21 protein-coding genes and 1 riboswitch are annotated in these 24,915 nt (G+C 74.9%); of the genes, 12 read left to right on the top strand and 9 right to left on the bottom strand.

What is annotated here, in order from left to right; genetic code table 11:
- Positions 1-180: 180 nt before the first annotated feature.
- The 3 genes from ACWD6P_RS29260 to ACWD6P_RS29250 form a co-directional block, all read right to left on the bottom strand.
- Entirely contained in the window at positions 181-1,647 is a 1,467-nt protein-coding gene (locus ACWD6P_RS29260) for a hypothetical protein (protein WP_451447174.1), read from the bottom strand.
- Positions 1,648-1,798: 151 nt separating this feature from the next.
- Positions 1,799-2,926, bottom strand: coding sequence for an alpha/beta hydrolase (locus ACWD6P_RS29255; protein WP_451447173.1), 1,128 nt, complete (start codon positions 2,924-2,926; stop codon positions 1,799-1,801).
- A gap of 66 nt (positions 2,927-2,992) precedes the next feature.
- Complete coding sequence (locus ACWD6P_RS29250) at positions 2,993-3,652, bottom strand: class II aldolase/adducin family protein (protein WP_451447172.1); 660 nt, start codon at positions 3,650-3,652, stop codon at positions 2,993-2,995.
- A gap of 421 nt (positions 3,653-4,073) precedes the next feature.
- On the opposite strand from ACWD6P_RS29250, the gene ACWD6P_RS29245 reads away from it, so the two are divergent.
- Positions 4,074-5,339: an anion permease gene (locus tag ACWD6P_RS29245; protein ID WP_451447171.1), complete on the top strand. Its 1,266-nt coding sequence runs from the start codon at positions 4,074-4,076 to the stop codon at positions 5,337-5,339.
- Positions 5,340-5,363: 24 nt separating this feature from the next.
- Positions 5,364-5,600, top strand: a complete 237-nt coding sequence (locus ACWD6P_RS29240) for a hypothetical protein (RefSeq protein WP_451447170.1) — start codon at positions 5,364-5,366, stop codon at positions 5,598-5,600.
- A 67-nt stretch (positions 5,601-5,667) separates the two neighbouring features.
- Here the strand turns inward: ACWD6P_RS29240 and ACWD6P_RS29235 are convergent, their stop codons facing one another.
- From ACWD6P_RS29235 to ACWD6P_RS29225, 3 genes are read right to left on the bottom strand one after another with little or no spacing between them, the layout of a single operon-like run.
- A complete protein-coding gene (locus ACWD6P_RS29235) occupies positions 5,668-7,068 on the bottom strand; it encodes an extracellular solute-binding protein (RefSeq protein WP_451447169.1) in 1,401 nt (466 codons plus the stop codon).
- Positions 7,065-9,695 (bottom strand): caspase family protein, encoded by a 2,631-nt coding sequence (locus ACWD6P_RS29230; protein WP_451447168.1) that lies wholly within the window; start codon positions 9,693-9,695, stop codon positions 7,065-7,067. Before ACWD6P_RS29230 ends, ACWD6P_RS29235 begins: the two co-directional genes overlap by 4 nt.
- Before the next feature lie 5 nt (positions 9,696-9,700).
- Entirely contained in the window at positions 9,701-10,141 is a 441-nt protein-coding gene (locus tag ACWD6P_RS29225; RefSeq protein ID WP_451447167.1) for a hypothetical protein, read from the bottom strand.
- Positions 10,142-10,345: 204 nt separating this feature from the next.
- A riboswitch (cobalamin riboswitch) is annotated at positions 10,346-10,495 on the top strand.
- A gap of 129 nt (positions 10,496-10,624) precedes the next feature.
- Between ACWD6P_RS29225 and ACWD6P_RS29220 the strand changes: the two genes are divergently transcribed.
- The 8 genes from ACWD6P_RS29220 to cobC all read left to right on the top strand — a co-directional run bounded on the left by ACWD6P_RS29220 (position 10,625) and on the right by cobC (position 19,917).
- Complete coding sequence (locus ACWD6P_RS29220; RefSeq protein WP_451447166.1) at positions 10,625-11,587, top strand: cobalamin biosynthesis protein; 963 nt, start codon at positions 10,625-10,627, stop codon at positions 11,585-11,587.
- Positions 11,584-13,125 (top strand): cobyric acid synthase, encoded by a 1,542-nt coding sequence (locus tag ACWD6P_RS29215; RefSeq protein WP_451447165.1) that lies wholly within the window; start codon positions 11,584-11,586, stop codon positions 13,123-13,125. The genes ACWD6P_RS29220 and ACWD6P_RS29215 overlap by 4 nt, the downstream gene beginning before the upstream one ends.
- A gap of 49 nt (positions 13,126-13,174) precedes the next feature.
- Positions 13,175-15,307, top strand: a complete 2,133-nt coding sequence (locus ACWD6P_RS29210) for a putative cobaltochelatase (protein ID WP_451447164.1) — start codon at positions 13,175-13,177, stop codon at positions 15,305-15,307.
- Positions 15,307-15,903, top strand: coding sequence for a cob(I)yrinic acid a,c-diamide adenosyltransferase (gene cobO, locus ACWD6P_RS29205; RefSeq protein WP_451447163.1), 597 nt, complete (start codon positions 15,307-15,309; stop codon positions 15,901-15,903). The genes ACWD6P_RS29210 and cobO overlap by 1 nt, the downstream gene beginning before the upstream one ends.
- Before the next feature lie 7 nt (positions 15,904-15,910).
- Positions 15,911-17,308, top strand: coding sequence for a cobyrinate a,c-diamide synthase (locus ACWD6P_RS29200; protein ID WP_451447162.1), 1,398 nt, complete (start codon positions 15,911-15,913; stop codon positions 17,306-17,308).
- Positions 17,305-17,805: a cobalamin biosynthesis protein gene (locus ACWD6P_RS29195; RefSeq protein WP_451447161.1), complete on the top strand. Its 501-nt coding sequence runs from the start codon at positions 17,305-17,307 to the stop codon at positions 17,803-17,805. The genes ACWD6P_RS29200 and ACWD6P_RS29195 overlap by 4 nt, the downstream gene beginning before the upstream one ends.
- A 142-nt stretch (positions 17,806-17,947) precedes the next feature.
- On the top strand, positions 17,948-18,793 hold the full coding sequence (locus tag ACWD6P_RS29190; protein WP_451447160.1) for a sirohydrochlorin chelatase: 846 nt from the start codon (positions 17,948-17,950) through the stop codon (positions 18,791-18,793).
- A 2-nt stretch (positions 18,794-18,795) separates the two neighbouring features.
- Positions 18,796-19,917, top strand: coding sequence for an Rv2231c family pyridoxal phosphate-dependent protein CobC (cobC, locus tag ACWD6P_RS29185; RefSeq protein ID WP_451447159.1), 1,122 nt, complete (start codon positions 18,796-18,798; stop codon positions 19,915-19,917).
- On the opposite strand, the gene ACWD6P_RS29180 is transcribed toward cobC, so the two are convergent.
- Complete coding sequence (locus tag ACWD6P_RS29180) at positions 19,816-20,784, bottom strand: LysR family transcriptional regulator (protein ID WP_451447158.1); 969 nt, start codon at positions 20,782-20,784, stop codon at positions 19,816-19,818. The two genes, cobC and ACWD6P_RS29180, sit on opposite strands and share 102 nt — an antisense overlap.
- 114 nt (positions 20,785-20,898) lie before the next feature.
- On the opposite strand from ACWD6P_RS29180, the gene ACWD6P_RS29175 reads away from it, so the two are divergent.
- Positions 20,899-21,288, top strand: coding sequence for a tautomerase family protein (locus tag ACWD6P_RS29175; RefSeq protein WP_451447157.1), 390 nt, complete (start codon positions 20,899-20,901; stop codon positions 21,286-21,288).
- Positions 21,289-21,384: 96 nt separating this feature from the next.
- Here ACWD6P_RS29175 and ACWD6P_RS29170 read toward each other — a convergent pair whose 3' ends face one another.
- Positions 21,385-22,392 (bottom strand): SCO1860 family LAETG-anchored protein, encoded by a 1,008-nt coding sequence (locus ACWD6P_RS29170; protein WP_451447156.1) that lies wholly within the window; start codon positions 22,390-22,392, stop codon positions 21,385-21,387.
- A gap of 289 nt (positions 22,393-22,681) precedes the next feature.
- A complete protein-coding gene (locus tag ACWD6P_RS29165) occupies positions 22,682-23,773 on the bottom strand; it encodes an amidohydrolase family protein (RefSeq protein ID WP_451447175.1) in 1,092 nt (363 codons plus the stop codon).
- 484 nt (positions 23,774-24,257) lie between these two features.
- Between ACWD6P_RS29165 and ectA the strand changes: the two genes are divergently transcribed.
- A complete protein-coding gene (gene ectA / locus ACWD6P_RS29160; RefSeq protein ID WP_451447155.1) occupies positions 24,258-24,821 on the top strand; it encodes a diaminobutyrate acetyltransferase in 564 nt (187 codons plus the stop codon).
- The last annotated feature ends 94 nt before the right edge of the window (positions 24,822-24,915 follow it).

Genomic DNA, 24,915 nt, shown 5'->3' with positions numbered 1-24,915 from the left:
GGAGGGGCAGGGTGTCCGGACGTAAAGCGAAGCAGTCCGGACACCCTGCCCCGGAGGACCGACACCGCACCCCGAAAAGCCCCGCGCAGCGGCAATCAGCTCGCCGCAGGCGCAACGGCGAGACACCCCCACGGCGGGACAGCCGAAAACGTGGGCAGCCAAGCGCAGCGGAAGGGCGACTCAGATACCCCCGGTATGCACCTGGAACGCCGCCCGCCGCACGGCCTTCGCGAGGGCCGGGTCGGGGTGGGCGGCGGCCAGGGCGACCAGGACCTGGACGGTGCGGGGGTGGCCGACGGCGCGTACCTCCTCCAGGAGGCGCGGCACGGAGCCCTGGACCGCCGAGTCGAGATGGCGTACCAGCAGCTGGGTCTCGCCGTGGTCGGCGACCGCCGCCGCGGTGTCCACCCACAGCCAGGTCGACTCCTCGCGGGTGAGCACGTCGGGCGCGGTTTCCGGGTCGCCGCCCTCGTGCTCGACCAGCCACAGCAGGGCGTACGGGCGCAGGCCCGGCTCGTCGGCGGCGGCGCGTACGGCGGGCTCGGCCGGTGCGCCGACCGCGCGCAGCGCCTCGAAGGCCAGGCCGCGCAGCAGCGCGTCCTCGCCACGGGCCACGGTCAGCAGCTCCTCGACGGCCGAGCCGACGGAGCGGGCGGCAAGCCAGGCGCGGTACTCGGCGCGGGCCGGTCCCGGGGTCAGCCGGGCGCAGCCGCGCAGCATCGCCGCCGCGGACTGCTCGATATGGCCGGCCGGGCTCTGTGCGGCGACACAGATCTGCTCCAGCTTGACCCACACCGACCAGTTGCCGAGCGGTGTCAGCTGCGCCTCGGAGGCGTCGTCCGCTCCCTCGTAGGAGCGGCCCTGCGCGCCGCGGGGCGGCACCAGTGCGCCGACGGTCAGCAGTGCGTCCAGCGCCCAGCCCAGCAGGTCGGCCAGCGACGCCCCCGCGGCGTCGTCGGCCGGTCCTGCCGCCCCGGGGGCGTCGGTGTCCTCGCTGCCGGGGGCCGGGTCCTGTCCGTAGGGGACCTCGCAGCGCTCCGTGCGCAGTTCGGTGACGCGCTGTTCGAGCATGTCGAGCAGCACCGGCAGCCGTACGGGCCCGGCGGACAGGTGCAGCAGGGACAGCAGCTGCGGCAGCGCCTCGACGACTTCGGCGACGATGGCGGGTCCGGCGCCGGCCGGGGCGGGGCGGGCCAGCGACCAGGCGTCGAAGAGCGCGACCCAGCCGCGCAGCACGGCCGTGTCGTCGCGGTCCCAGGCGCGCAGCCGCCAGCCGGGGCGGGCGAGGCCGTCGTGGAGTTCGACGAGTCCGGCGAGCCGGGCCCGGTCCCAGTCGACGCGGACCTGCTGCGGCGTCAGGCCGAGGGCTTCGGCGGCGCGTTCCACGGCGGCCGTCGGCAGCGCTCCGTCGCGGCCGGCCCGCAGACTGCCGTCGGCGCCGCCGACGCCGTCGGCCCAGCGGGCGAGCCGGGCCGCGCCGGCCAGCACGGCGCGGGCCTGCCGGGCCAGTTCCGCGGGCGGCGGGGTGCCCTCGGGCGGGCGGGGCGCCGGACGCTTGGCCCGGGTTGTCACCGCCCTGCGGGCGGCCGCAACCGGTTGACGGGGGACGAGTCGGAGCCGGGAGTCGCGCGGAGTACGGGACGTCACAGGAGCAGTCTTGCTGCTGACGGCCCGAAAGCCCAATCGGAACCCGGCTTGCGATCTGACCGGGCCGCACCATCGCGCCGACCCATCCCCGATGTGGGGAGTTGTCCCCCCGTATGCCCGGACGTCACCGACGGGGCGGGGGTGGCCGGCGCTACATGAGGGGGGTGAGGAAGCGGCGCAGCGCCTCCTCGTAACCGGACGGGTCGGCGTTCCACATCGCGGCGTGCGGGGCGTGCGGGACCGGCTGAAGCGTGATCAGCTCCGGGCGGCGGGCGGCGAAGGCCCGGGAGGCCGCCCAGGGGGCGATCAGGTCGTCGGGGCCGTGGAAGAGCAGCGTGGGGACGTTGAGCCCGGCCGGGTCGGCGGCGTCCGCCGGGCGGTCCACGGGCATCCCGGTGGCGCCCTCGGCGGCCCGTACGACCAGCGGCAGCAGGACCCGCGGGACCCCCCGGGCGGCGGCCAGCGCGCGGACCGTCGCGTAGCGGTCGAGGACCGGCGAGTCCAGGATCAGCCCGCTGATCCGGTCGCGCAGCGCGGAGTGGGTGGCGGCGCGCAGCGCCATGGTGGCGCCGACGGACCAGCCGTACAGGACGATGTCCCGTGCGCCGTAGCGGACGGCGTAGCGGATCGCGGCGTCCAGGTCGCGCCATTCGGTGTCGCCGAGGTGGTTGATGCCGTCGGCGGTGCGCGGGGCGCCGGGGTCGTTGCGGTAGGCCAGGTCCAGGACGGGCAGCCGGTGGCGGTGCAGGAAGGGCATGACGACCATGGGGTGTTCGCGGGTGGTGCCCAGGCCGTGCACGGTGATGACCCAGGTGTCGCGTACGGCGGGGACGAACCACGCCGGGAGGGGGCCGAGTTCGCCGGGGACGTCGACGTCGGCGCAGTCGATGCCGAGGGCGTCGCGGGGGTTGCCGATGTGCACCTGCGGGGTGAGCCGCATCCGTTTGCCGGGCTCCAGGGTCCCGTGGGTGACCCGCTCCAGACGGCGTACGACGGCGTCGGCGGGGTGCGGTACGCCGTGGACGACGGAGCCGACCACGGCATGGCAGCCGCCTCCGGTGAGGCCGTAGGTCCCGGTCCGCAGGGAGGCCAGACTGCGGGTGAGGGCAATGCGCTCCTCGGTGGCGGAGTGCACGGTGAGGCGGGAGTCGCCTGGGAGGGGGTGGTCGGGCGATGGTTTCAGGGCAATGTCGCCGGCGTACCGGCCGACCGCCACGGCGGCCACCCCGGCACCGATCACGGTGGCGGCGGCCACGGCCGCCGCAGTACCCAGGCGCACCTCACCAGTGTGCGCAGCGGTGCCGGGTGCGGCCACTCGGCGGGGCGGCCACTCGGCAGGCGGGTCCTAGTCCCGCGGCTGGCCGTAGCCGCGCAGGCGCTCGCCGGCCTTGGTCAGCTGGTCGGGCGAGAGCAGGCTGGGGGTGTGGCCCGGTACGGAGTGGGCGGCGAGCCAGACCCGGCACATCCACTCCAGTTGGGCGGTGCGGTCCAGTGCCTGGTCGAGGCTGTCGCCGTAGACGATGGTGCCGTGGTTCTGCAGCAGCGCGCCGGTGCGGCCGCGGAGCGCGGTGAGCATGTGCGCGGCGAGCTCGTCGCTGCCGTAGAGGGCGTAGGGGGCGACGCGTACGGGGCCGCCGAGCGCCGCGGCCATGTAGTGGATCGGGGGGAGTTCGGGGACGAGGGTGGAGACGGCGGTGGCGCAGGGGGCGTGGGTGTGGACGACGGCGGTGGCCGTGGTGCTGCGGTAGACCGCGAGGTGCATGGGGAGTTCGCTGGTCGGCCGGAGCGTGCCGATGATCTGGCGCCCTTCGAGGTCGACGGCGGTGGTGTCGCCGGGGCCGAGCCGGTCGTAGGGGACGCCGCTGGGGGTGACCAGGACCAGGTCCTTCAGGCGGCATGAGACATTGCCCGAGGTGCCGACGACCAGGCCGTCGGCGACGGTTCTGCGGGCGGTGGCGACCAGCTCGCGCCAGGCGTCGGCGAGCTGGTCGGGGTGGTCCTTCATGGGTCCTCCGGCGCGGTGCGGCGTATGCGGATGCGGTGCGCGTCACCGTACGAGCGGGCCGGGGAAGGGTACGCCAGGGGCCCGCCGGCCCGGTATCCGCCATATGGGGACAACTTGCTCATTATGAGCAATTGGCCGGAGTTCGACGGTCTTTCGACTGACATGCGGCTATGCCCGGTCGACGCCGGGAAGGATCGCCCTGCGCCCGGCCCGCGGCGACAACGGGACCGCACCGCCGGGACGGCTTGTCGGCACTACCTCCAGAAGGTCGCCGACGGGTGATGCGGAAGTGACGTGGGATACACCTCCGCGTGAACACTGCGGGTGCGTCATCGCCGCGCCCGTCCCAGTTCACTTTCCGTTCACCCACTCTCCGTACGGTCCCGAGCGACACTGACCTTCGAACTGATTGCCTGGGTGAATGGAACACATCACGCTTCTCATCGGGATCGTGATCGTCACGGCCTTGGTGTTCGACTTTACGAACGGCTTCCACGACACGGCCAACGCAATGGCCACCACCATCTCCACCGGCGCCTTGCGACCCAAGACCGCGGTGGCGATGTCAGCGGCGTTGAACCTCGTCGGAGCGTTTCTGTCGGTGGAGGTCGCCAAGACCATCTCCGGCGGGATCATCGACGAGAGCGCGGGCATCAGACCCGAAGTGATCTTTGCCGGCCTGGTCGGCGCCATCATCTGGAACCTGCTGACCTGGCTCGCGGGGCTCCCCTCCAGCTCCTCCCACGCGCTCTTCGGCGGTCTGATCGGCGCCACGCTGGTCTCCGTCGGCACGAACGGTGTGCACGGCGGCGCCGTGGTGATGAAGGTCCTGATCCCGGCGGTGGCCGCCCCGATCGTCGCCGGCCTGGCCGCGACGGCCGCGACCCGGCTCACCTACCGGCTGGCCCGCGGCCGCGACGAGGCCGACACCGCCAAGGGCTACCGCGCCGGGCAGATCGCCTCGGCCGCCCTGGTCTCCCTCGCGCACGGCACCAACGACGCCCAGAAGACCATGGGTGTGATCACCCTCGCGCTGATCACCGGCGGTGTGGTCGCCCCGCACGCCGACCCGCCGATGTGGGTCATCGCCTCGGCCGGTCTGGCCATCGCGCTCGGCACGTACCTGGGCGGCTGGCGGATCATCCGCACGATGGGCAAGGGCATCACCGACATCCAGCCGCCGCAGGGCTTCGCCGCCCAGACCGGCGCCGCGGCCACCATCCTGGCCTCCTCCCACCTCGGCTTCGCGCTCTCCACCACCCAGGTCTGCTCCGGATCCGTGATGGGGTCGGGCCTGGGCCGCAAGGGCGGCGTGGTGCGCTGGTCCACGGCCGGCCGGATGGTCGCCGCCTGGGCCCTGACCCTGCCGGCCGCCGGCGGGGTCGCGGCGGGCGCCGCGTTCCTCGCCAAGCAGGGCGACTGGGGCGTCGCCGCCGTGGCGGTCCTCGCGCTCGGCATCTGCGGCGCCATCTGGGCCGCCTCCCGGCGCAAGCCCGTCGACCACACCAACGTCAACGAAGGTCCGGCCGCGGAGCCGGCGGGCGTGGTGACCGCCGCGCTGCGCACCGTCTCCCCTCCCCCGGCGGGAGCGCCGGCCCCGCAGGCCGACGCGCCGGAACCGGCGGCGGACGCCGACACCCCCACCACCCCCGCCCCGCGCGCCCAGGCCGCGACGGTCACCCGCTAGCGGCTCTCACCTAAGGAACACTGCATGAGCATCGACTGGGCAGCTCTCGGCCAGGTCTTCGGCGTCAGCCTCGTGGTGACGGTCGGGATCGTGGGCCTGTTCACCGTCGGCATCGTCGGTACGGCCCGCAAGGCGGGCCCGGAGGGCGAGGCCGCGGTGGCCGCCGGCCCCGGTACGGGCGCGCGGGCCGGCGCGATGGCCGCCTTCGCCCTGTGCGCGGCGGCCGTGGCGTACGGCATCTACCTGATCGTCGCCGGCTGACACAGCGGGCGACGGCGGCCGGCAACGGCGGCACGGACGGTCACGAGGCGTCCGGCGGAGCGCGGCATCAGCCGCCCTCCTCCGGGCGCCTCGTGCGTGCTTCGCCCCGCCCGCTGAGCGCCTCGTCGGCCTCGCGGGCCAGCGCGTCGGCGATGGCCGTACCGCCGCGGCTGCCCAGGTACTCCGACACCCGCAGCTGTACGACCTTGCTGAAGGTCTGGTAGTGGGCGCTGCGCGGGCGGGGCTGGGCGGCCCGCAGCGCCGCGTACAGCGTCCGGGTGTACGGCGGCTGCCGGCCGGGCCACGGCGCCCGCTGCCCCGTGGTGCCGTGCTCACCGCGCTCGGGCGGCAGCGGGCAGCCGGGCGCCTTCGCCGCCTCCCGGTACGCCGAGTCGCGGGTCGCCGCGAATCCGCGCTCCAGCAGGCAGCGCTCGCCGCCCGGACCGGTCAGCGCCTCGATCAGGGCCCGTGCCCCGGCCGGCCGCCGGCTGCCCGCGGAGATCGCCAGATTCTGCCCGCCCAGGACGGACATCCGCCTGCCGTCGGTGGGGCGGGCCGGCAGCTCGGCCACCGCGAACTGCTTGCCGGGGATGAGCTTCTCGGCGACCGAGGCGTACTCCACCGGCCAGTTGCGCATGAACAGGGCGCGGCCGTCGGCGAACCAGCGGCGGCTGTCGGTCTCGTCCATCGCCGTGGCCTCGTGCGGCATGATCGAGTCGAGCCGGTCCTTGACGTCGGCGACGCCCTGCTGGAGCGCGCCGACCTGCTCGCCCTTGGTGAAGCTGGTGGCGTCCGGGTCGCCGCCGTTGGCCCAGGCGGACTCCAGGGTGTTGACCGTCAGCCCCTCGTAGGGCCGCAGCTGGGCGACCATGCCGTACATCTTCCGGTCCGCGGTGTCCTTGCCGTCGCGGGCGAGGCGGCGGTTGTAGGCGGCCGCCACCTGGGCGGCCACGTTCTTCAGCTCGCCCCAGTTGGACGGCGGCTGGTCATAGCCGTAGTCCTGGAGGATGTCCTTGCGGTAGTAGAGCAGGCCGGCGTCGGTGTTGAAGGGAACGCCCCAGATCCGGCCGTCGTGCTCGACGGTCTTGACGACGCTGTCGAGGAAGTCGCCGTCCAGGGCCGTGCCCCAGGGGCGGATGACGCCCGCCTCGGCGAACTCCGCGGTCCAGGCCACATCGAGGTTGAGCACGTCGTAGCCGCTGTTGCCGGACTGGCCCGCGGCCAGCAGCTGGCTGCGCTGGCCGTCGGCGGTGTCGGGGAGCTTGACGATCCGCACCGTGCGGCCGGTGCGCCGTTCGAAGTCCCGGATGAGGTCCTGGCGGACGCCCGTGGTGCTCAGGTCGCTGCCGGTGGCGAAGACGATCGGGCCCTTCTCGGGGCCGGGCCCGGGCTGCGTCGTACAGGCGCCGGCCGCCGCCAGCGTCAGGCACAGCAGGGCGGCGGGCAGCGCGGCGCGCGGCGTTCTCAACGGTCCTCCTTGCCCGCGGTCCCGATGGAGGCGACCAGCCCGGCCAGCAGATCGGGGGCCTGCGGACCGCCGGGCACACACTGCCCCCCGGACGTGCCGGCCAGCCCCTGGAGGGTGAAGGTGTCGCAGCCGGCCCGGCCCAGCACCAGCGTCAGGACCGGCACCGCGGGCTTCTTCTTCAGCAGCGCGGCCAGGGTCTGCTCCACGCCCGCCGCGCGCCCCGGGCCGCCGTCGTCCTCGTCCAGGATCAGCACGATGGCCCGGTTGCCGCCGTCCGGCTTCTTCATCTCCCGTACGGCGGCGGTCAGCGCCTCCTCCATCGCGGCGCCGTGGTCGACGAGCTCGGCGGTGCCCCGTTTCGCGATCCGGTCCAGCACGGCCTTGCCGGGCGCGGCGTCGGCGGTGCCGAGCGGTACGGCCCGGCGCACCGCTTCGGGATCGCCGGGGTGCGCACGGTCCGGGAAGGTCCACAGGCCGTAGGTGTGGCGGTCGCCGACCATCTCCAGGACCCGGCCGGCCGCGCCGAGGGCGACCGGGAGCCTGCCGCCGTCGGCCATCGAGGTGGAGGTGTCCATCAGGATCAGCAGCCGGCTGGAGCGCTGCGCCTTGTCGTAGCCGTCCAGCACCCGGGCGACCTGGTCGGCGCCGGCCGTGAAGGGGATGACGGGGGCGGCGAGGTCGGTGTTGGCGCGGCTGCTGCGCAGCGGGGAGTCCCCGGCGGGCGCGGGCTGCTCGCCGTCCTTGCCCGGCACCGCGCGGTAGCCGTGTGCGGTCAGCGTGCGCCGGCCGCCGTCCGGGGCGCGCAGCCAGCCGGCGAAGCGGTCGGCGGCGGCCCGCCGGGGGGTGGCGTCCTCGGCGCCCTGCCAGTCGACCCGGATCAGCGGGTGGTCGAGGGCGGGGACGCCCCGGGGGTAGTAGGCGGCGTAGCGGTCACCGGGGGCCGGCGCGGCGGCCAGGGCGGGACAACTGCCGAGGGCATGGCCGAGGTTGAAGTCGGCGAGGGACTTCTCGGAGACCAGCGGCGCCGAGCGGGCGGCCCGGCCGGCGGCGGGGCGCAGCGAGCACAGCAGCTCGGTGCTGCCCGCGTACTGGCTGCCCGGGGCGGCGAGCCGCTGCTCGGCGCCCTCGGCGAGGGCCGGGTCCGGGGCACCGGACGCGTCGATGTGCGAGCCGTCGTTGGCGAGGTAGAGGCCGATGGTGTGCAGCAGCCCGGTGCCGGAGAGCACCGGACTGGGGCGCAGCAGCCTGAGGTCGCGGTGCGCGCTGTCGGTGCCGGTGAGCAGCTCCTGCCAGGAGGCGCCCACGGGTTCGACGTCGTCCAGCCGTTTGCCGGCCGGGATGCCGACGACCAGCGGACTGTAGGCCACCGGGCCGGTGTTGTGCAGGGCCGCCGGGGATCCGTGCGACGGCATGCCGCGGCGGGCCTGTTCGTAGTCGGCGGTGGATTCGGGGATCCACACATCGGGCTGCGGCCCCGGACGGTGGAGGGGGTCGGTGCCGGGGGAGTCATGCGGTGGCGGGCCGGTGCCCCCGGCCTGGCCCTGCCAGCGGTCGGCGGCGGCGAAGCCCTGGTCGACCTGGTCCTTGGCGGCGGAGTAGACGGTGATCTGGGCGCGCCGGCAGCCGCCGGGCAGATCGCTCTCGCCCTGCAGGGGGCGGGTGTTGAGCTCGGACATCTCATAGCGGAAGGCGGCCTGGCGCAGGGCGGGTTCGGCCTCCGGGGCGGTGAGCAGCCGCAGTTCGAGGGCCGGCGGGCAGTCCGGCAGCGGGCGCACCGCGTTCAGGGTGACCAGTACGCCGGCGGTGAGTGCGAGGACGGTGCCCAGCGCGAGCAGGAGCCGCAGCCGGCGCCGGATGTGCTGGTTGAACCAGCGGCGCAGCCGGACCCGCGGCGGCGTCGGCAGCCGGGCCTCGGGGGTGGCGAAGGACAGGATGACGTCGTCGACGGTGTTCTGCTTCGCGGAGCGGGGCTCCCAGACGTCGCCCATCGGGGTCCGCTCGCCGGCGAGCCGGGTGCGCAGCTCCCGCAGGAGGTCCTCGAAGGTGACGAAACGCCTGCCGGGGATGCCGTGTTCGAGGATCTGCACCATGGCGCGGGTGAAGAGGGTGCCGCCGGCCGGCTCCTCGCCGCTGAAGATGCGGCGGTTGGGCTGGGCGGCCATCAGCAGCGACACGGGTTTGCGCAGGGAGTGGAAGGCCCCGTCGGCGTTGCCGGCGTAGCAGCACTCCAGGACGATCACGATGCGCTCGGCCCGCGCGTGGTCCAGGCAGGAGAGCACCGCGTCCTGCCAGGAGACGGTGGTGTGGCTCTGCCGGGGCACCGAGGCGCCGACCATCAGCTGCAGATCGCCGCCGTCGCTGCCGACCCGGCCGTGGCCGGAGAAGTGCACCAGCAGCAGACCGCGCGCCTCGTCGGCGGCGGTCTTGAGCGCCTGCGCCACCTCCCACGGCTCCACGGGGCGGCAGACGGTGACCTCGTCGGCGGTGAACAGATCGGTGCCGGTCAGCGCGCGCCGGAGCTCGGGGGCGTTGTCCTCCACCGCCGGCAGACCGCTCAGCGCCGCATAGTCGTGGACACCGATGAGCACCGCGCGGTTGATCTTTCCCCGCGCGTCGTATTCGACCATCCGGGTCAGCCCTCGCCGGTGCTGCCGCCCTCATGCGCCGGGCTGCCGGGATCCGGGCGTTCGGTGTCGCCGACCGCGTGCAGCTCGCCGCCCGTGCCGACGTCGACGGCGGGCACCTCGCCCTCGGCCCGCTCCTCCTTGCGGCGCCGCAGCCACTCCCGCAGGGCGATGCCGAGGCCCTTGGCGGCCTCGGCGGCGACCGCACCCACGATCACCAGGATCAGGTCGTCCACGCCCACGGCCATGTCGGCCGGGCCGGGTGCGGCGGCCGGGTCCGTGCCGTCCGCCTCGTGCGCGGGCCGCGGCCGCTGCTCCCACGCGTGTTCCCGACGGGTCAGCCAGGGTTCGCGCTCCAGCCACGCGCGGAGGTCGTCGATGTCCTGCTGCGGATTGTTCGTCCCCGTGATCCTGATGCGGATCTCGTGATGACCGGCGCTCTCCGGCATCCCCCAGCCCCCTTCCGGCGGCCCCTTCGCCGCCGTGCACCCGATAGTGACGTGGGATCAGGTGCGGGGGCAACCGTCTGTGACGCCGTTGCCACCCTGTGGCGTGTGCCACAGCCCCTGCCACGGGGCAGCGTCGCAGGTCAAGGGTGAGTTGACGGGCATTCGCGGGGCGTGGTGGACTGCCGGAGCCAATCGGCGACAGATGAGGAAGTCCGGTGAGAATCCGGCGCGGTCCCGCCACTGTCACCGGGGAGCGTTCCTCCAGCGAAGGCCACGGTCCGCCTCGTGTACGCCGCACCGCGTACACAGGACTGGAAGGCCGGAGGCCACGCCGATCCGGGAGCCAGGAGACTCTTGTCGCCGTCACGTCGAGCCAGGGCGCGGACCCTGAGTGAGGACATACCGCCATGCCCGGCCGCCGTTCGAGAGCCCCACTTCCCGCTGCCGCAGGGCCCCTTCGAGGCCTGACGGCGGGCTGACCCGATGCGCGGCGAACACGCGGGATATGCGTGCGGCGCGGTCCTCGGCTTCCTCGGCGATCTGATCGCGGCGGATCCGCGGCGCGGCCATCCGGTGGCCGCGTTCGGCCGGGCCGCGGGCGCCGTGGAACGCCGGCTGTGGCGCGACCACCGCGGGTACGGTGCGGCGCACGCCGTGCTGTGCGCGGGCGGTGCGGCCGCCGGTGCCGCGCTGGTCCAGCGCGCCGTGGGAGGCCACCGCGGCGCCCGGGTCGCGCTGACCGCGGCGACGGTCTGGGCCGTGCTGGGCGGCACCTCGCTGGGCCGCGAGGCACGGGCCGTCGGCGGTGCGCTCGCGGCGGCGGATCTGGACGTGGCGCGGGAGCGGCTGCCGCATCTGTGCGGTCGCGATCCCCAGGCGCTGGACGGCGGGCAGATGGCCCGCGCGGTGGTGGAGTCGGTCGCCGAGAACACCTCGGACGCGGTGGTGGGCGCCCTGGTGTGGGGCGCGTTGGGCGGTGTGCCCGGTCTCGTGGCGTTCCGCGCCGTCAACACCCTGGACGCGATGGTGGGTCACAAGTCGCCGCGCCACCGCCGCTTCGGCTGGGCCTCGGCCCGGCTCGACGACCTCGCCGGCTGGCCCGGCTCCCGGCTGACCGCCGCACTGACCGTGCTCGCCGGTCCCGACCGGCGCGGCGCGCTGCGGGCCTGGCGGGCGGACGGCGGTGCGCACCCGAGCCCCAACGCGGGCCCGGTGGAGGCGTCGTTCGCGGGTGCTCTGGGCGTACGGCTGGGCGGCACGCTGGCGTACGGCGGGCGGGTCGAGCACCGCCCGGTGCTCAACGGCGGGGCACGGCCGGTCGCGGTGGACGACATCGAGCGGGCGGTGCGGCTCTCGCGCCGGGTGAGTGTGCTGGCGCTGGCGACGACGGTGGCGGGGCGGCTGGCGGTGGGCGCGCTGCGGCGCGGGATCGGGAGGCAACGGTGAGCGGGCGGTTGGCGGGGTCCGGCGGGGGCGTCGGCGGTGGTCTGCTGGTGGCGGGTACGACGTCCGACGCCGGCAAGAGCGTGGTGACGGCGGGGATCTGCCGCTGGCTGGTCCGGCAGGGCGTCAAGGTGGCGCCGTTCAAGGCGCAGAACATGTCGCTGAACTCGTTCGTCACGCGCGAGGGCGCGGAGATCGGCCGGGCCCAGGCGATGCAGGCCGCCGCGGCGCGGATGGAGCCGACCGCGCTGATGAACCCCGTCCTGCTCAAGCCGGGCGGCGACCGCAGCAGTCAGGTGGTGCTGCTGGGCAAGCCGGTCGGTGAGCTCAGTGCCCGCGGCTACCACGCCGGGCGCCAGGAGCAGTTGCTGGGTACCGTCACCGACTGCCTGGCCGAGCTGCGGCGGACGCACGACGCGGTGATCTGCGAGGGCGCCGGCAGCCCCGCCGAGATCAATCTGCGGCGCACCGACATCGTGAACATGGGCATCGCCAGGGCAGCCCGGATCCCGGTCGTCGTGGTCGGGGACATCGACCGCGGCGGGGTGTTCGCCTCCTTCTTCGGCACCACCGCACTGCTGTCGAAGGAGGACCAGGCGCTGGTCGCGGGGTACCTCGTCAACAAGTTCCGGGGCGATGTGACGCTGCTGGAGCCGGGGCTGGAGATGCTGCGCGGCCTCACCGGCCGGCCGGCGCTGGGCGTCCTGCCGTTCGCGCACGGGCTCGGCATCGACGAGGAGGACGGCCTGCGGGTGTCGCTGCGCGGCGCGGTGCGCGAGAGCGTGGTGGCGCCCCCGCACGGCGCGGACGTGCTGCGGGTGGCGGTCTGCGCCGTACCGCTGATGTCGAACTTCACGGACGTGGACGCGCTGGCCGCCGAACCGGGCGTGGTGGTGCGGTTCGTGGACCGCGCCGAGGAGCTGGCCGACGCGGACCTGGTGGTGCTGCCGGGGACGCGGGGCACCGTACGGGCGCTGCAGTGGCTGCGCGAGCGGGGCCTTGCGGACGCGATCGCCCGGCGGGCCGCCGAGGGCCGCCCGGTGCTGGGCATCTGCGGCGGCTTCCAGATGCTCGGCGAGCGCATCGAGGACGAGGTCGAGTCGAAGGCGGGCACGGTCGACGGGCTGGGTCTGCTGCCGGTACGGGTGCGCTTCGCGGCGGACAAGACGCTCGCGCGGCCGGTCGGCGAGGCGCTCGGCGAGCCGGTGGAGGGGTACGAGATCCACCACGGCGTGGCCGAAGTGACTGGTGGCGAAGAGGAGTTCCTGGACGGCTGCCGCGTCGGCTCCGTATGGGGCACGCACTGGCACGGCTCGCTGGAGAGCGACGGCTTCCGCCGGGCGTTCCTGCGGCGGGTGGCGGCGGACGCGGGCCGCGCGTTCGTCCCCGCGCCGGACACCCGGTTCGCGGCGCTGCGCGAGGAGCAGCTGGACCGGCTGGGCGATCTGATCGAGGAGCACGCGGACACGGACGCGTTGTGGCGGCTGATCGAGAAGGGGGTGCCGGAGGGGCTGCCGTTCGTGCCTCCGGGGGCGCCATGAGGGGTACGCAAGGGACGGATCCGGCCGGCGACGTGGAGGATGACAAGGCATGACAACGGCGCACAACACGACCCCGCAGTACCCCTTCACCGCGGTCGTCGGAATGGACGATCTGCGCCTGGCGCTGCTGCTGAACGCGGTGAGCCCCGCGGTCGGCGGCGTGCTGGTGCGCGGCGAGAAGGGCACCGCCAAGTCCACCGCGGTCCGCGCGCTGTCGGCGCTGATGCCGTCCGTCGACGTGATCGGCGGCTGCCGCTTCGCCTGCGCGCCCGCGGCCCCCGACCCCGGGTGCCCCGACGGGCCGCACGGGCCGGGTGCCGCCGAGGAGCGCCCGACGCGGATGGTCGAGCTGCCCGTCGGCGCCTCCGAGGACCGCCTGGTCGGCGCGCTGGACATCGAGCGGGCGCTCTCGGAGGGCGTGAAGGCCTTCGAACCGGGGCTGCTTGCCGATGCCCACCGCGGCATCCTCTACGTGGACGAGGTCAATCTCCTCCACGACCACCTGGTGGACCTGCTGCTGGACGCCGCCGCCATGGGTTCCTCGTACGTCGAGCGCGAGGGGGTCTCCGTACGGCACGCGGCCCGGTTCCTGCTCGTCGGTACCATGAACCCCGAAGAGGGCGAGCTGCGGCCGCAGCTGCTGGACCGGTTCGGGCTCACGGTCGAGGTCGCGGCCTCCCGGGAGCCCGATCAGCGGGTCGAGGTCGTTCGGCGGCGGCTGGCGTACGACGCCGACCCGGCCGGCTTCGCGGCGCGCTGGGCGGCCGAGGAGGAGGGGCTGCGCGGGCGCATCGCCGCCGCGCGGGAGCTGCTGCCGAGCGTGGTGCTGGGGGACGCGGCGCTCCGTCAGATCGCCGCGACCTGCGCCGCGTTCGAGGTCGACGGGATGCGCGCGGACATCGTGATGGCGCGCACCGCCACCGCGCTGGCCGCGTGGGCGGGACGTACGGACGTCCTGGAGGAGGACGTCCGGCAGGCGGCGCTGCTGGCGCTGCCGCACCGCCGTCGCCGCAACCCCTTCGACGCCCCCGGCCTGGACGAGGACAAACTCGACCAGACGCTGGAGGAGTTCGGCGGGGCGGACGAGGGCGAGGACGAGCCGGATCCGGACGGTCCGGACGGCGGCCCCGACGGGGGCGGCCCCGGTGGCGGGCTCCCGCCGCAGGAGGGCGGGCCGCAGGAGCCGCCGGGTCCCGAACTGCCGCACCAGCAGGAGCGGGAGGCCCCCCGGGCACCCGAGGCTCCTCAGGCACCCGAACGGGACGGCGCCTCCGAACGGGCCGAGCAGGCCGAGGGCGAGCCCCGGCCCCAGGGCGGCGTGGCCGGTGAGCAGCCGGCGGTCGGGGCCGCCGAGCCGTTCCGGACCCGGCGGCTGGACGTGCCGGGGCTGGGCGAGGGCGCCGACGGCCGCCGCTCCCGGGCCCGTACCGCCCATGGCCGTACGACCGGTGCCCGCCGCCCGCGCGGTGCCCTGGGCAAGCTGCACCTTGCCGCGACCGTGCAGGCCGCGGCCCCGCACCAGAGGGCGCGCGGGCGGCGGGGCGCCGGGCTGGTCGTGCGCAGGGACGATCTGCGCGAGGCGGTGCGCGAGGGCCGCGAGGGCAACCTCGTGCTGTTCGTCGTGGACGCGTCCGGTTCGATGGCCGCGCGCAAGCGGATGAGCGCGGTCAAGGGCGCGGTGCTCTCGCTGCTGCTGGACGCCTATCAGCGGCGCGACAAGATCGGCATGATCAGCTTCCGGGGCACCGGTGCCGAGCTGGCGCTGCCTCCGACGTCGTCGGTCGAGGCGGGGGCGGCGCGGCTGGAGCAGCTGCCGACGGGCGGCCGGACGCCGCTGTCGGAGGGCCTGCTGCGGGCCCATGACGTGCTGCGGGTGGAGCGGATGCGGGACGCCTCGCGCCGCCCGCTGCTGGTGGTCGTCACCGACGGGCGGGCGACGGGCGGCCCCGAGCCCCTCGTGCGGGCCGCCCGCGCGGCCCGGCTGCTGGCCGCCGAGGGCACCGCCTCGGTGGTCGTGGACTGCGAGGCGGGCCCGGTGCGGCTGGGGCTGGCGGGCGAGCTGGCCCGGGAGCTGCAGGGCACCGCCGTCACCCTCGACGAGCTGCGCGCCGACAACGTCTCGGCGCTCGTACGGACCGTGCAGGGCAACAGGACCGCTCACCGCAACAGGAAGGCCGCGTAATGCCGCAGGGACAGCCGTCCGTCGTACCGAACGACGGACTCACCACCCGCCAGCGCCGCAACCGCCCGCTGGTCTTCGTCCACACCGGCCAGGGCAAGGGCAAGTCCACCGCCGCCTTCGGGCTGGCGCTGCGCGCCTGGAACCAGGGCTGGCCGGTCGGGGTGTTCCAGTTCGTGAAGTCGGCGAAGTGGAAGGTCGGCGAGGAGCGGGCACTGAAGGTGCTCGGCGAATCCGGCGAGGGCGGCACGGTCGCCTGGCACAAGATGGGCGAGGGCTGGTCCTGGGTGCAGCGCGACATCGCCTCCAGCGAGGACGCGGCGCGCGAGGGCTGGGAGCAGGTCAAGCGGGATCTCGCCGCGGAGACGTACAAGCTGCTGGTGCTGGACGAGTTCGCGTACCCGCTGAAGTGGGGCTGGATCGACACCGAGGAGGTGGTGTCGGTGCTGCGCGACCGCCCCGGTACGCAGCATGTCGTCATCACCGGGCGCGGCGCCCCCGAGCCGCTGCTGGACTTCGCCGACCTGGTGACGGACATGACGAAGGTCAAGCACCCGATGGACGCGGGGCAGAAGGGCCAGCGGGGCATCGAATGGTGAGCAGCGCATGAGTACCGGGTCCGTTCCGCGGCTGGTGATCGCCGCGCCGTCGTCGGGCGCCGGCAAGACGACGGTGGCCACCGGCCTGATGGCGGCGTTCGCCGAGGCCGGGCTCACGGTGTCGCCGCACAAGGTGGGTCCCGACTACATCGACCCCGGCTACCACTCCCTGGCGACCGGCCGTCCGGGCCGCAACCTGGACGCCTACCTGTGCGGCCCGGACCGGATCGCCCCGCTGTTCCTGCACGGTGCGGCGGGCGCCGATCTCGCGGTCGTCGAGGGCGTGATGGGGCTGTTCGACGGGGCGTCGGGGAAGGGCGAGCTGTCGTCGACGGCGCAGGTGGCGAAGCTGCTGCGGGCGCCGGTGGTGCTGGTGGTGGACGCGTCCTCGCAGTCGAGGTCGGTGGCCGCGCTGGTGCACGGCTTCGCGTCCTGGGACCCGGAGGTGCGGCTGGCCGGGGTGATCCTCAACAAGGTCGGCTCGGACCGGCACGAGGAGCTGCTGCGGGAGGCCATGGGCTCCTCGGGGGTGCCGGTGCTGGGCGCGCTGCGCCGTGACGGGCTGGCCGGTACGCCGTCGCGTCATCTGGGTCTGGTGCCGGTCGCCGAACGGCGGGCCGAGGCGCTGGAGTCGGTGCGCGAACTGGCCGCGCGGGTGCGTGCGGGCTGCGACCTGGAGGCGCTGCTGGCGCTGGCCCGTACGGTGCCGGAGCTGCCGGACGCGCCCTGGGATCCGGCGGCCGCGGTGGCGGCGACGGGCACCGGTCCTGCGGCGTCCGGCTCCGCGGAGCGGCCGCTGATCGCCGTCGCCGGGGGCGCGGCGTTCACCTTCTCGTACGCCGAGCACGCCGAGCTGCTGGCCGCCGCGGGGGCCGAGGTGGCCTCCTTCGACCCGCTGCGGGACGAGCGACTCCCGCCCGGTACGCAGGGGTTGGTGATCGGCGGCGGCTTCCCCGAGGTGTATGCGCCGGATCTGTCGGCGAATGCGCCGCTGCGTGCCGCGGTGGCCGCGCTGGCCGCCTCCGGGGCGCCGGTGTCCGCCGAGTGCGCCGGGCTGCTGTACCTCTCGCGGGCGATCGACGGGAAGCCGATGTGCGGGGTGCTGCCCGCCGAGGCCCGGATGACCGAGCGGCTCACCCTCGGCTACCGGGAGGCGGTGGCGCTGCGGGACAACGCGCTGGCCGCGGCCGGGACGCGGGTGCGCGGCCATGAGTTCCACCGTACGGTCCTGGAGCCGGGCGCGGGCGCCGAGCCGGCCTGGGGTCTGACGCACCCCGAGCGGCGGGTGGAGGGCTTTGTGACCGGCGGGGTGCATGCCTCGTATCTGCATGTGCACTGGGCGGCGGAGCCGTCGCTGGCCGGGCGGCTGGCGGCGAGCGCGGCGCGGGGAGCCGTCGCGCGGTGAGCCGCCGGGCCGTCGGCGGCGCGGGCGGGGCCGGTGCGCCGCTGGTCGCCGGCGTGGGCGCGAGCCGCGGCGTGCCGGTCGACGAGGTGCTGGAGCTGATCATGGCCACCCGCGCGGCGGCGGGGCTGGCCGGCCGGCCGCTCGCGGCGCTGGCGACGGTGGCCGCCAAGGCCGACGAGCCGGGGCTGACCGGGGCGGCGCGGCGGCTCGGGGTGCCGCTGCTGTCGTTCCCGGCGGCGGCGCTGGCGGCCGTACGGGTACCGGATCCGTCCCGGGCCGCGGCCGCCGCCGTGGGGACGCCGAGCGTGGCCGAGGCGGCCGCGCTGCTGGGTGCGGGGCCGGGCGCCGAACTGGTCGCCGGCAAGCGCAAGTCGGCGCCGCTCGGCCGGCCGGCCCGCGCCACCTGCGCGCTCGCCGGCCCGGCCGCGGCCGCGCCCGCCCCCGAGCGCTCCGCCCGGGCCGGCAGTAACGAAGACCGGTGCGCTTACCGCTGGTAGGGAGGGAGCGGCCGCCGCCCCGTCCACAGGTGCCGATATCGTCATGGCCTCCCCAACCCACCCCGCCGCGGCCGGGGTCGGCGGACGGCGGTCATCGACGACGAAGCGCCCGACAGCGAAACACCGGCACCAAGGAGACCCAGTGACCACCCCTCCCGCACTGCTCATCGCCGGTCACGGCGCCCGTGACGAAGGCGGGGCCGAGGCCCTGCGCGCGCTGGTGCAGGCGCTCGGCGCGCGCCACCCCGAGGTGCCCGTCGCCGGCGGGTTCTTCGGCGGACCGGGCTCGCCGCTGCCGCTGGACGACGCCGTCGACGAGCTGGCCGGGCGGGGTGCCACCCGCGTCGCCGCCGTTCCGCTGCTGCTGGCCCCGGCCGGGCAGGTGGACCGGACGCTGCCGGCGGCACTGGAGCGGGCGGCGGACCGCCACCCCGGACTCTCCTTCGCCTGCGGCGCCGAACTGGGCCCGCACCCCCGGCTGCTCCAGATGCTGGAGCAGCGGCTGGACGAGGCGCTGGGCAGCGGCGCCCGCCGCCCCGAGGACCGGGCCCGTACGACGGTGCTGCTGGTGGGGCGCGGGGCGAGTGATCCGTACGCCAACGCCGAGGTGGCGCGGGCCGCGCGGCTGCTGTGGGAGGGGCGCGGCTTCGCGGGCGTGGAGACCGCCTTCGTCACCCAGGCGGCGCCCGATGTGCCGGCGGGCCTGGACCGCTGCCGGGCGCTGGCCGCGGTGGCCCCCAGGGCGGGCGGTCGGGGCCGGATCGTGGTCATGCCGTACTTCCTCTTCCCGGGCGGCCTGTTCGAGCGGCTGTGCATGCAGACCGAGGGCTGGGCCGCGGCGCACCCCGACACCGAGGTGTACGGCGCGCATCCGATCGGCGCCGGGCCCGAGGTGGCCGACGTGGTCATGGAGCGCTATCACGAGGCGGCGGACCTGCTGCCCCCGCGGGACGCCGCGGTGGCGGCGGCGCGCGCCGGGGACCGGTGAGCATGCCGTCGTCCGCCCCCTCCGTACGGCTGCCGGAGCCCGGCCCGGCGGCCCCGCCGCACGAACCCGATCTGCGGCATCACGGCGACGCCGAGGTCCGGGGCGCCGACGGCGCGCTGACGGATCTGGCGGTCAACGTCCGCACCGGCACTCCCCCGGCCTGGCTCAAGGAGCGCATCGCCGCGTCCCTGGACGGTCTCGCCGCGTACCCGGACGGGCGGGCGGCCCGCCGGGCGGTCGCCGCGCGGCACGGGCTGCCCGCGGAGCGGGTGCTGCTGACCTCGGGCGCCGCGGAGGCGTTCGTGCTGATCGCGCGGGCCGTGGGAGCCCGCCGGCCGGTGGTGGTGCATCCGCAGTTCACGGAGCCGGAGGCGGCGCTGCGGGACGCCGGGCACGCTGTCGGGCGGGTGCTGCTCGCCGAGCGGGACGGCTTCCGGCTGGATCCGGACGCGGTGCCCGCCGACGCCGATCTGGTCGTCGTCGGCAACCCCACCAATCCGACGTCCGTGCTGCACCCCGCGGCGGCGCTGGCGCGCCTGGCGCGGCCGGGCCGGACGCTGGTAGTGGACGAGGCGTTCATGGACGCGGTGCCGGGCGAGCGGGAGTCGCTGGCCCACCGCACGGACCTGCCGGGCCTGGTCGTGCTGCGCAGCCTGACCAAGACCTGGGGGCTGGCGGGGCTGCGGATCGGATATGTGCTGGCCGCGCCGGACACCGTCGCGGCCCTGGAGCGGGCGCAGCCGCTGTGGCCGGTCTCCAGTCCGGCGCTCGCCGCCGCCGAGGCGTGCAGCACACCGCGGGCCCTGGCGGAGGCCGCCGCGGCGGCCGGGCAGATCGCCGCGGACCGGGCCCATCTGCTGGCCCGCCTGGGCGAGTTGGGGCAGATACGGGTGGCCGGCCCGGCAGCCGGCCCGTTCGTGCTGGTCCGGCTGCCGGACGCGCCGGCGGTGCGGACCGCGCTGCGCGAGTGCGGCTTCGCGGTGCGCCGCGGCGACACCTTCCCGGGCCTGGGCACCGACTGGCTACGCCTCGCGGTCCGGGACCGGGCGACGACCGACCGGTTCATCGCGGCGCTGGCCGGGGTCCTCGGGCGGCGCGGTCCGGGCCAGATGACCGGCGGCTGACTCGCCCAGCGGACGCACGGCCGGGTGCCAGGGGCGGTCGTGCGGCCCGGTCAGCACGAGGCGGCGCGAGGTCCGGGGCTCCAGCGGCAGCAGGACCAGGTCCGGGGGGATCAGCGAGCGGGAGACCTCGGACAGGACGGTGACGCCGATACCGGCCTGCACCATGCTGATCAGGGTCGCCAGGTCCCGTACCCGGTGCGTGGGCGTGAAGGCCACGCCGGCCAGGCGGTGGATCGTACGGATGCGGTCCTCGCAGCCGTTGGGCGAGATCAGGAACTGGTCGTCCTCCAGGTCGCGGAGGTCGACGCACGGCTCGCCCGCCAGGGGGTGGTCCCGGGGCAGCAGGGCGCGGTAGCCGTCGGTGGCGAGCTGGATGCCGGGGCCGGACCGGGGGCGCCTCCCGGCGGTGGCCGGAGGAGGGTCGATCAGGATGGCGGCATCGGCCGTCCCGTCCGCCAGCCAGGCCGCCACTTCGGCGCTGTCGCCCTCGAAGATCCGCACCGTGATCCGGGGCTGGTCCGCGCGCCAGTGCCGGAGCAGGCCGGGGACCAGCCCCTGGCAGACCGTCGGGGTGGCGGCCAGCCGCACGGTGCCGGTCATGGTCCCGTTGGCCTCGGCCGCGATCTGCTCGACGGACCGGGCCGCCGACAGCGCGATGCGGGCGTGCGGCAGGACTTGCTCGCCCAGCGCGGTGGTGCGCACCGGGGTGGCGCGGACCAGCAGCGGGGCGGTCAGCTCGCGTTCGAGGGAGGCGACGGCGTGCGAGACCGCGGACTGGCTCATGCCCAGTTCGGCGGCGGCCGCGCTGAAGCCGCCCGCGTCGACGACGGCGAGGAAGGCCCTCAGCTGGGGAAGGTTGACGGTCATGTGGCTGCCTCATACCTCCATGACGGCTATGCGTTGGATCAATGGTGCCAGGTTGGCGACGCTTGATCCGTCCGCCGGCTCCGGCGGAGAGACACCTTCGCACCGAGGAGAGCCATGCCGTACTTCCGGGTCACCGTCGCCGACCCCGCCCTGCCCGCCGACGTCCAGCGCGCCCTCGCCGAGGGGCTGACCGAGCTAGCGGTCTCGGTCCTGGGCAAGTCCCGTGCGCGCACCATCGTGCAGATCGGCCTCGTGGCGGCCGGCAGCTATTACATCGGCGGCAGGCCCCTGGCCGGGAGCCGCGACGCGCATGTGGAGGCCAGCCTCACCCTGGGCACCAACAGCGCCGCGGAGAAGGCCGCGTTCATCGCCAGGGCCGGCGAGCTGCTGTCGGACCTGCTCGGCCCGCTCCCCCGGGCCGGGGTCGCGCTGCACGAACTGCACCCCGAGAGCTACGGCTACAACGGGGTGACCCAGTTCGACTTCTACCGCCGCGAGGCGTGAGGTGCGCCGTACGCGCCGCGCTCGGCGGGTACGGCGCACCCCGGGCCGTACCCCGCACACGGCGCCCCCACAGCACCGGCACGGGGTACGGGTCTGTCAGCCGCGGCCCGTCTGGGCGGCGGTGCGGCGCCGGCGGGCGTAGACCATCGCTCCGCCGCCCGCGGCGAGCAGCAGGGCCGCGCCGCCGGCGAGGTAGCCGGTGGCCGAACTGCCGCCGGTCTCGGCGAGGTTCTGGCCGCCGGGCCGGGAGCCGGTCTGCGTCACCTCGGTGCCGCCGCCGGCCGGCCTGCTGCCGCCGCCGGGCTTGTGCTGACCGCCGCCGGTGCCGCCGGAGCCGTTGTGCTCGGGCGTCTTCTCGGGCGTCTTGCCGTGCGGTGCGGTGCAGGTGGCCCGGGCGAGGGTGACCCGGCCGCGCACGTCCGCGACGTTCAGCTTCAGCGGGTTGACGGAGACGTTCAGTTCGAGCGCGGTGGCCGCGGCACCACTGCCCGTGACGCTCTTCTTGGACAGATCGAGCCGCACCTCGCCGACGCCCGGCACCTTGACCTCCGTCGTGCCGCCCGCCGTGAGGGTGACCTTCTTGCCGAGGACCCGGACGTCGCCCAGCACATTGGACTCGGCGCGGGGCCGCCGGCCCGCCTCGCACACCGCTTTGGCGGTGACCTGCTCGACCTCGATCAGGGACAGCAGCGGCAGACCGGGCAGTTGGACCTTGGCGCGGACCAGGTTGGCGTAGCCCTCGGTCCTGCGGCGGTCGGCGGTGGCCCGCGCGGTGGCGACATCGGCGCGCAGCACGCTGAACGGCTTGCCCTGGTTGACGCCGTCCAGGTTGACGGTGAGTGCGGTCTTGTCGGCGGAGGCCGGGGCGCGCACCTCGTTCAGGGCGACGTTCAGCGGGACGTCGAGCGTCTTGTTGAGCAGACCGACGTCGAGGCCGGTGCGCAGTACGACCGCGCCGGAGGTGCCGCGGGTCGTGCCGTGGTCTCCGGTGGCCTGTGCGGGCGCGGCGCCGAGCAGTACGACGGGGCCGGCCGTGAGCGCCGTGGCGACGAGGGTCGCGGCGAGGCGTCTGGGCGTGCCGGAGAAGGCGGAACTGGTGGACACGTGTGTGGAACCCCCACGAGAGAAATGGAGTCGCCGGCCGCGCCAATGGGGGACATCACGCGGTCCGACGACCTCGACCCGCACATCGTGTCCGTACGGAGGGTGAACAGGGAGCCACGCGAGGTCGTTTCATCCCAAAGGGTGGTTTCCGTGGTCTTGTTCGATTCTTGTGACGCGGTGGATCACCCACGTCACAGCCGCCCCACCGACCGGGTGATCCGGGTTGACCGGCGCGCTTGACTCGACTCAACCCCGGTCCCGCGTCCGCCACAGGGACCGGGAGGCGGGCCTAGCCCACGACCCGCCCGCGCAGCACCACCCTGCGCGGCGCCGCCAGGACGCGTACGTCCTCGCGCGGGTCGCTCCCGTAGACCACCAGGTCCGCGGGGGCGCCCTCGGTGAGGCCGGGGCGGCCGAGCCAGTCCCGGGCGCCCCAGGTGGTGGCGGAGAGGGCGGCCACGGCGGGCAGACCGGCCCGGGTCAGCTCCAGGACCTCCTCGGCGACCAGGCCGTGGGCGAGCGAGCCGCCGGCGTCGGTGCCGGCGAAGACGGGCACACCGGCGTCGTAGGCGGCCCGTACGGTGTCGTAGCGGCGCTCGTGCAGGCGCCGCATATGGTCCGCCCAGCGCGGGAACTTCGCCGCGCCGCCGTCCGCGAGCCGCGGGAACGTGGCGATGTTGACGAGCGTGGGGACGATGGCCACGCCCCGCTCGGCGAACAGCGGGATGGTGTCCTCGGTCAGTCCGGTGGCGTGCTCGATGCAGTCGATGCCGGCCTCGACGAGCGGGGCAAGGGACTCCTCCGCGAAGCAGTGGGCGGTCACCCGGGCGCCGAGCCGGTGCGCCTCGGCGATGGCCGCCCGGACCGCGCCCTGGGGCCAGCAGGCGGAGAGATCGCCGGTGGAGCGGTCGATCCAGTCCCCGACGAGCTTGACCCAGCCGTCACCGCGGCGGGCCTCCTGGGCGACGTAGGCGACCAGGTCCTCGGGCTCGATCTCATGCGCGTAGTTGCGGATGTAACGCCGGGTACGGGCGATGTGACGGCCGGCGCGGATGATCCGGGGCAGGTCCTCGCGGTCGTCGATCCAGCGGGTGTCGGAGGGCGACCCGGCGTCACGGATCAGCAGGGTGCCGGCGTCACGGTCGGTGAGCGCCTGCTTTTCGCTGGTGGGGGCGTCCACCGGGCCGTGCGCGTCCAGGCCCACATGGCAGTGGGCGTCGACCAGGCCCGGCAGCGTCCAGCCCTCGACCGTGGTGGCATCGCGTGCCATGGCCGGCCGGTCGAACGTCACCCGGCCCCCGACCACCCACAGCTCGTCGCGCACGTCGTCCGGCCCGACGAGGACCCTCCCCTTGAGGTGCAGCACCGCACCTTCGCTCATGGACGTCATACAGGCACTTTAGGCGGCGGCGCCGGGGGCCGGGGCGGGCCGGCGCAGGCCGTTTCACCGAACGATTCGCCGGATGTTCCGCCAAAACCCGCCATATGTTCTCGCGGGGCTTGCCCGGGGCCTTGTCAGGGCCTTACCGCGCAGGATTCCATGGGCCTTCCACCGAGACTCTGGCGGCGAATTCCCAATTCTCCAGAAGCACAGCTTCCCGTATTCTTCTGCCCGCTTTTCCGCAGCTCAAACGCCAAGATTTCGCTAGTGCCGGATACCGTAATTCGGACGCATCTCGTGGGCGTTACGGAGCTGTGACCGACTACACAGGGTGTCCGTTTTACCCCGAACATCCTGGTCAAATCCGGACAACTTTCGATCGCATCGCGCGCCCGGGCGCCCCCGCGCGATAACACACTCCGCGCGCTTCCGTAACCCCTGCCCGCGATGCAATTTCCTTTTTCCCTGGGTAAATTTAATTTCCATGACCGCCGCACAAGCAGACCATGCAGGTGCCCGCAGCGATATCAGAGAATTTCCGGAGGGCTTCAAGCTCGACACCCCACGCGTGGAGGACGGAGCAGCAATCTGGCGCATCGCCCGCGACTCGCGGACGCTGGACCTCAACTCCTCCTACAGCTACCTGCTGTGGTGCCGGGACTTCGCCGCCACCTCCGTCGTCGCCCGCGACGCGGAGGGCGAGCCGGCCGCCTTCATCACCGGCTACCTCCGCCCCGAGCACCCGGAGACCCTCGTCGTCTGGCAGGTCGCCGTCGACGACGCGCACCGTGGCCGGGGACTGGCGGCCGCGCTCCTGGACGCGCTGACCCTCCGGGCCGTGGACGAGCTGGGCATTCGTTTCGTCGAGACCACGATCACGCCCGACAACGCGGCGTCCAACCGGTTGTTCGCGTCCTTCGCCGAGCGGCACTCGGTGCCGGTCAGACGCGAGGTGCTCTTCGACGCGGGGCTGTTCCCCGAGCAGGGCCACGAGCCGGAGGTGCTGCACCTCATAGGCCCGTTCGCACCACCGGCCCCCGGGCAGTAGCGCCCCCAGGTCCGCGCGCGGCGACGGTGCCGTGCGAGCCGGCTCCCCCGTGAGAGCGCCGGCCCGGCCCGGCCCCACCCACAGACTTCCTCAT

The organism is Streptomyces sp. NPDC002446, from assembly GCF_053595675.1.
Note: the sequence above shows the minus strand (reverse complement) of the source record. Positions and strands in the feature narration are given on the sequence as shown.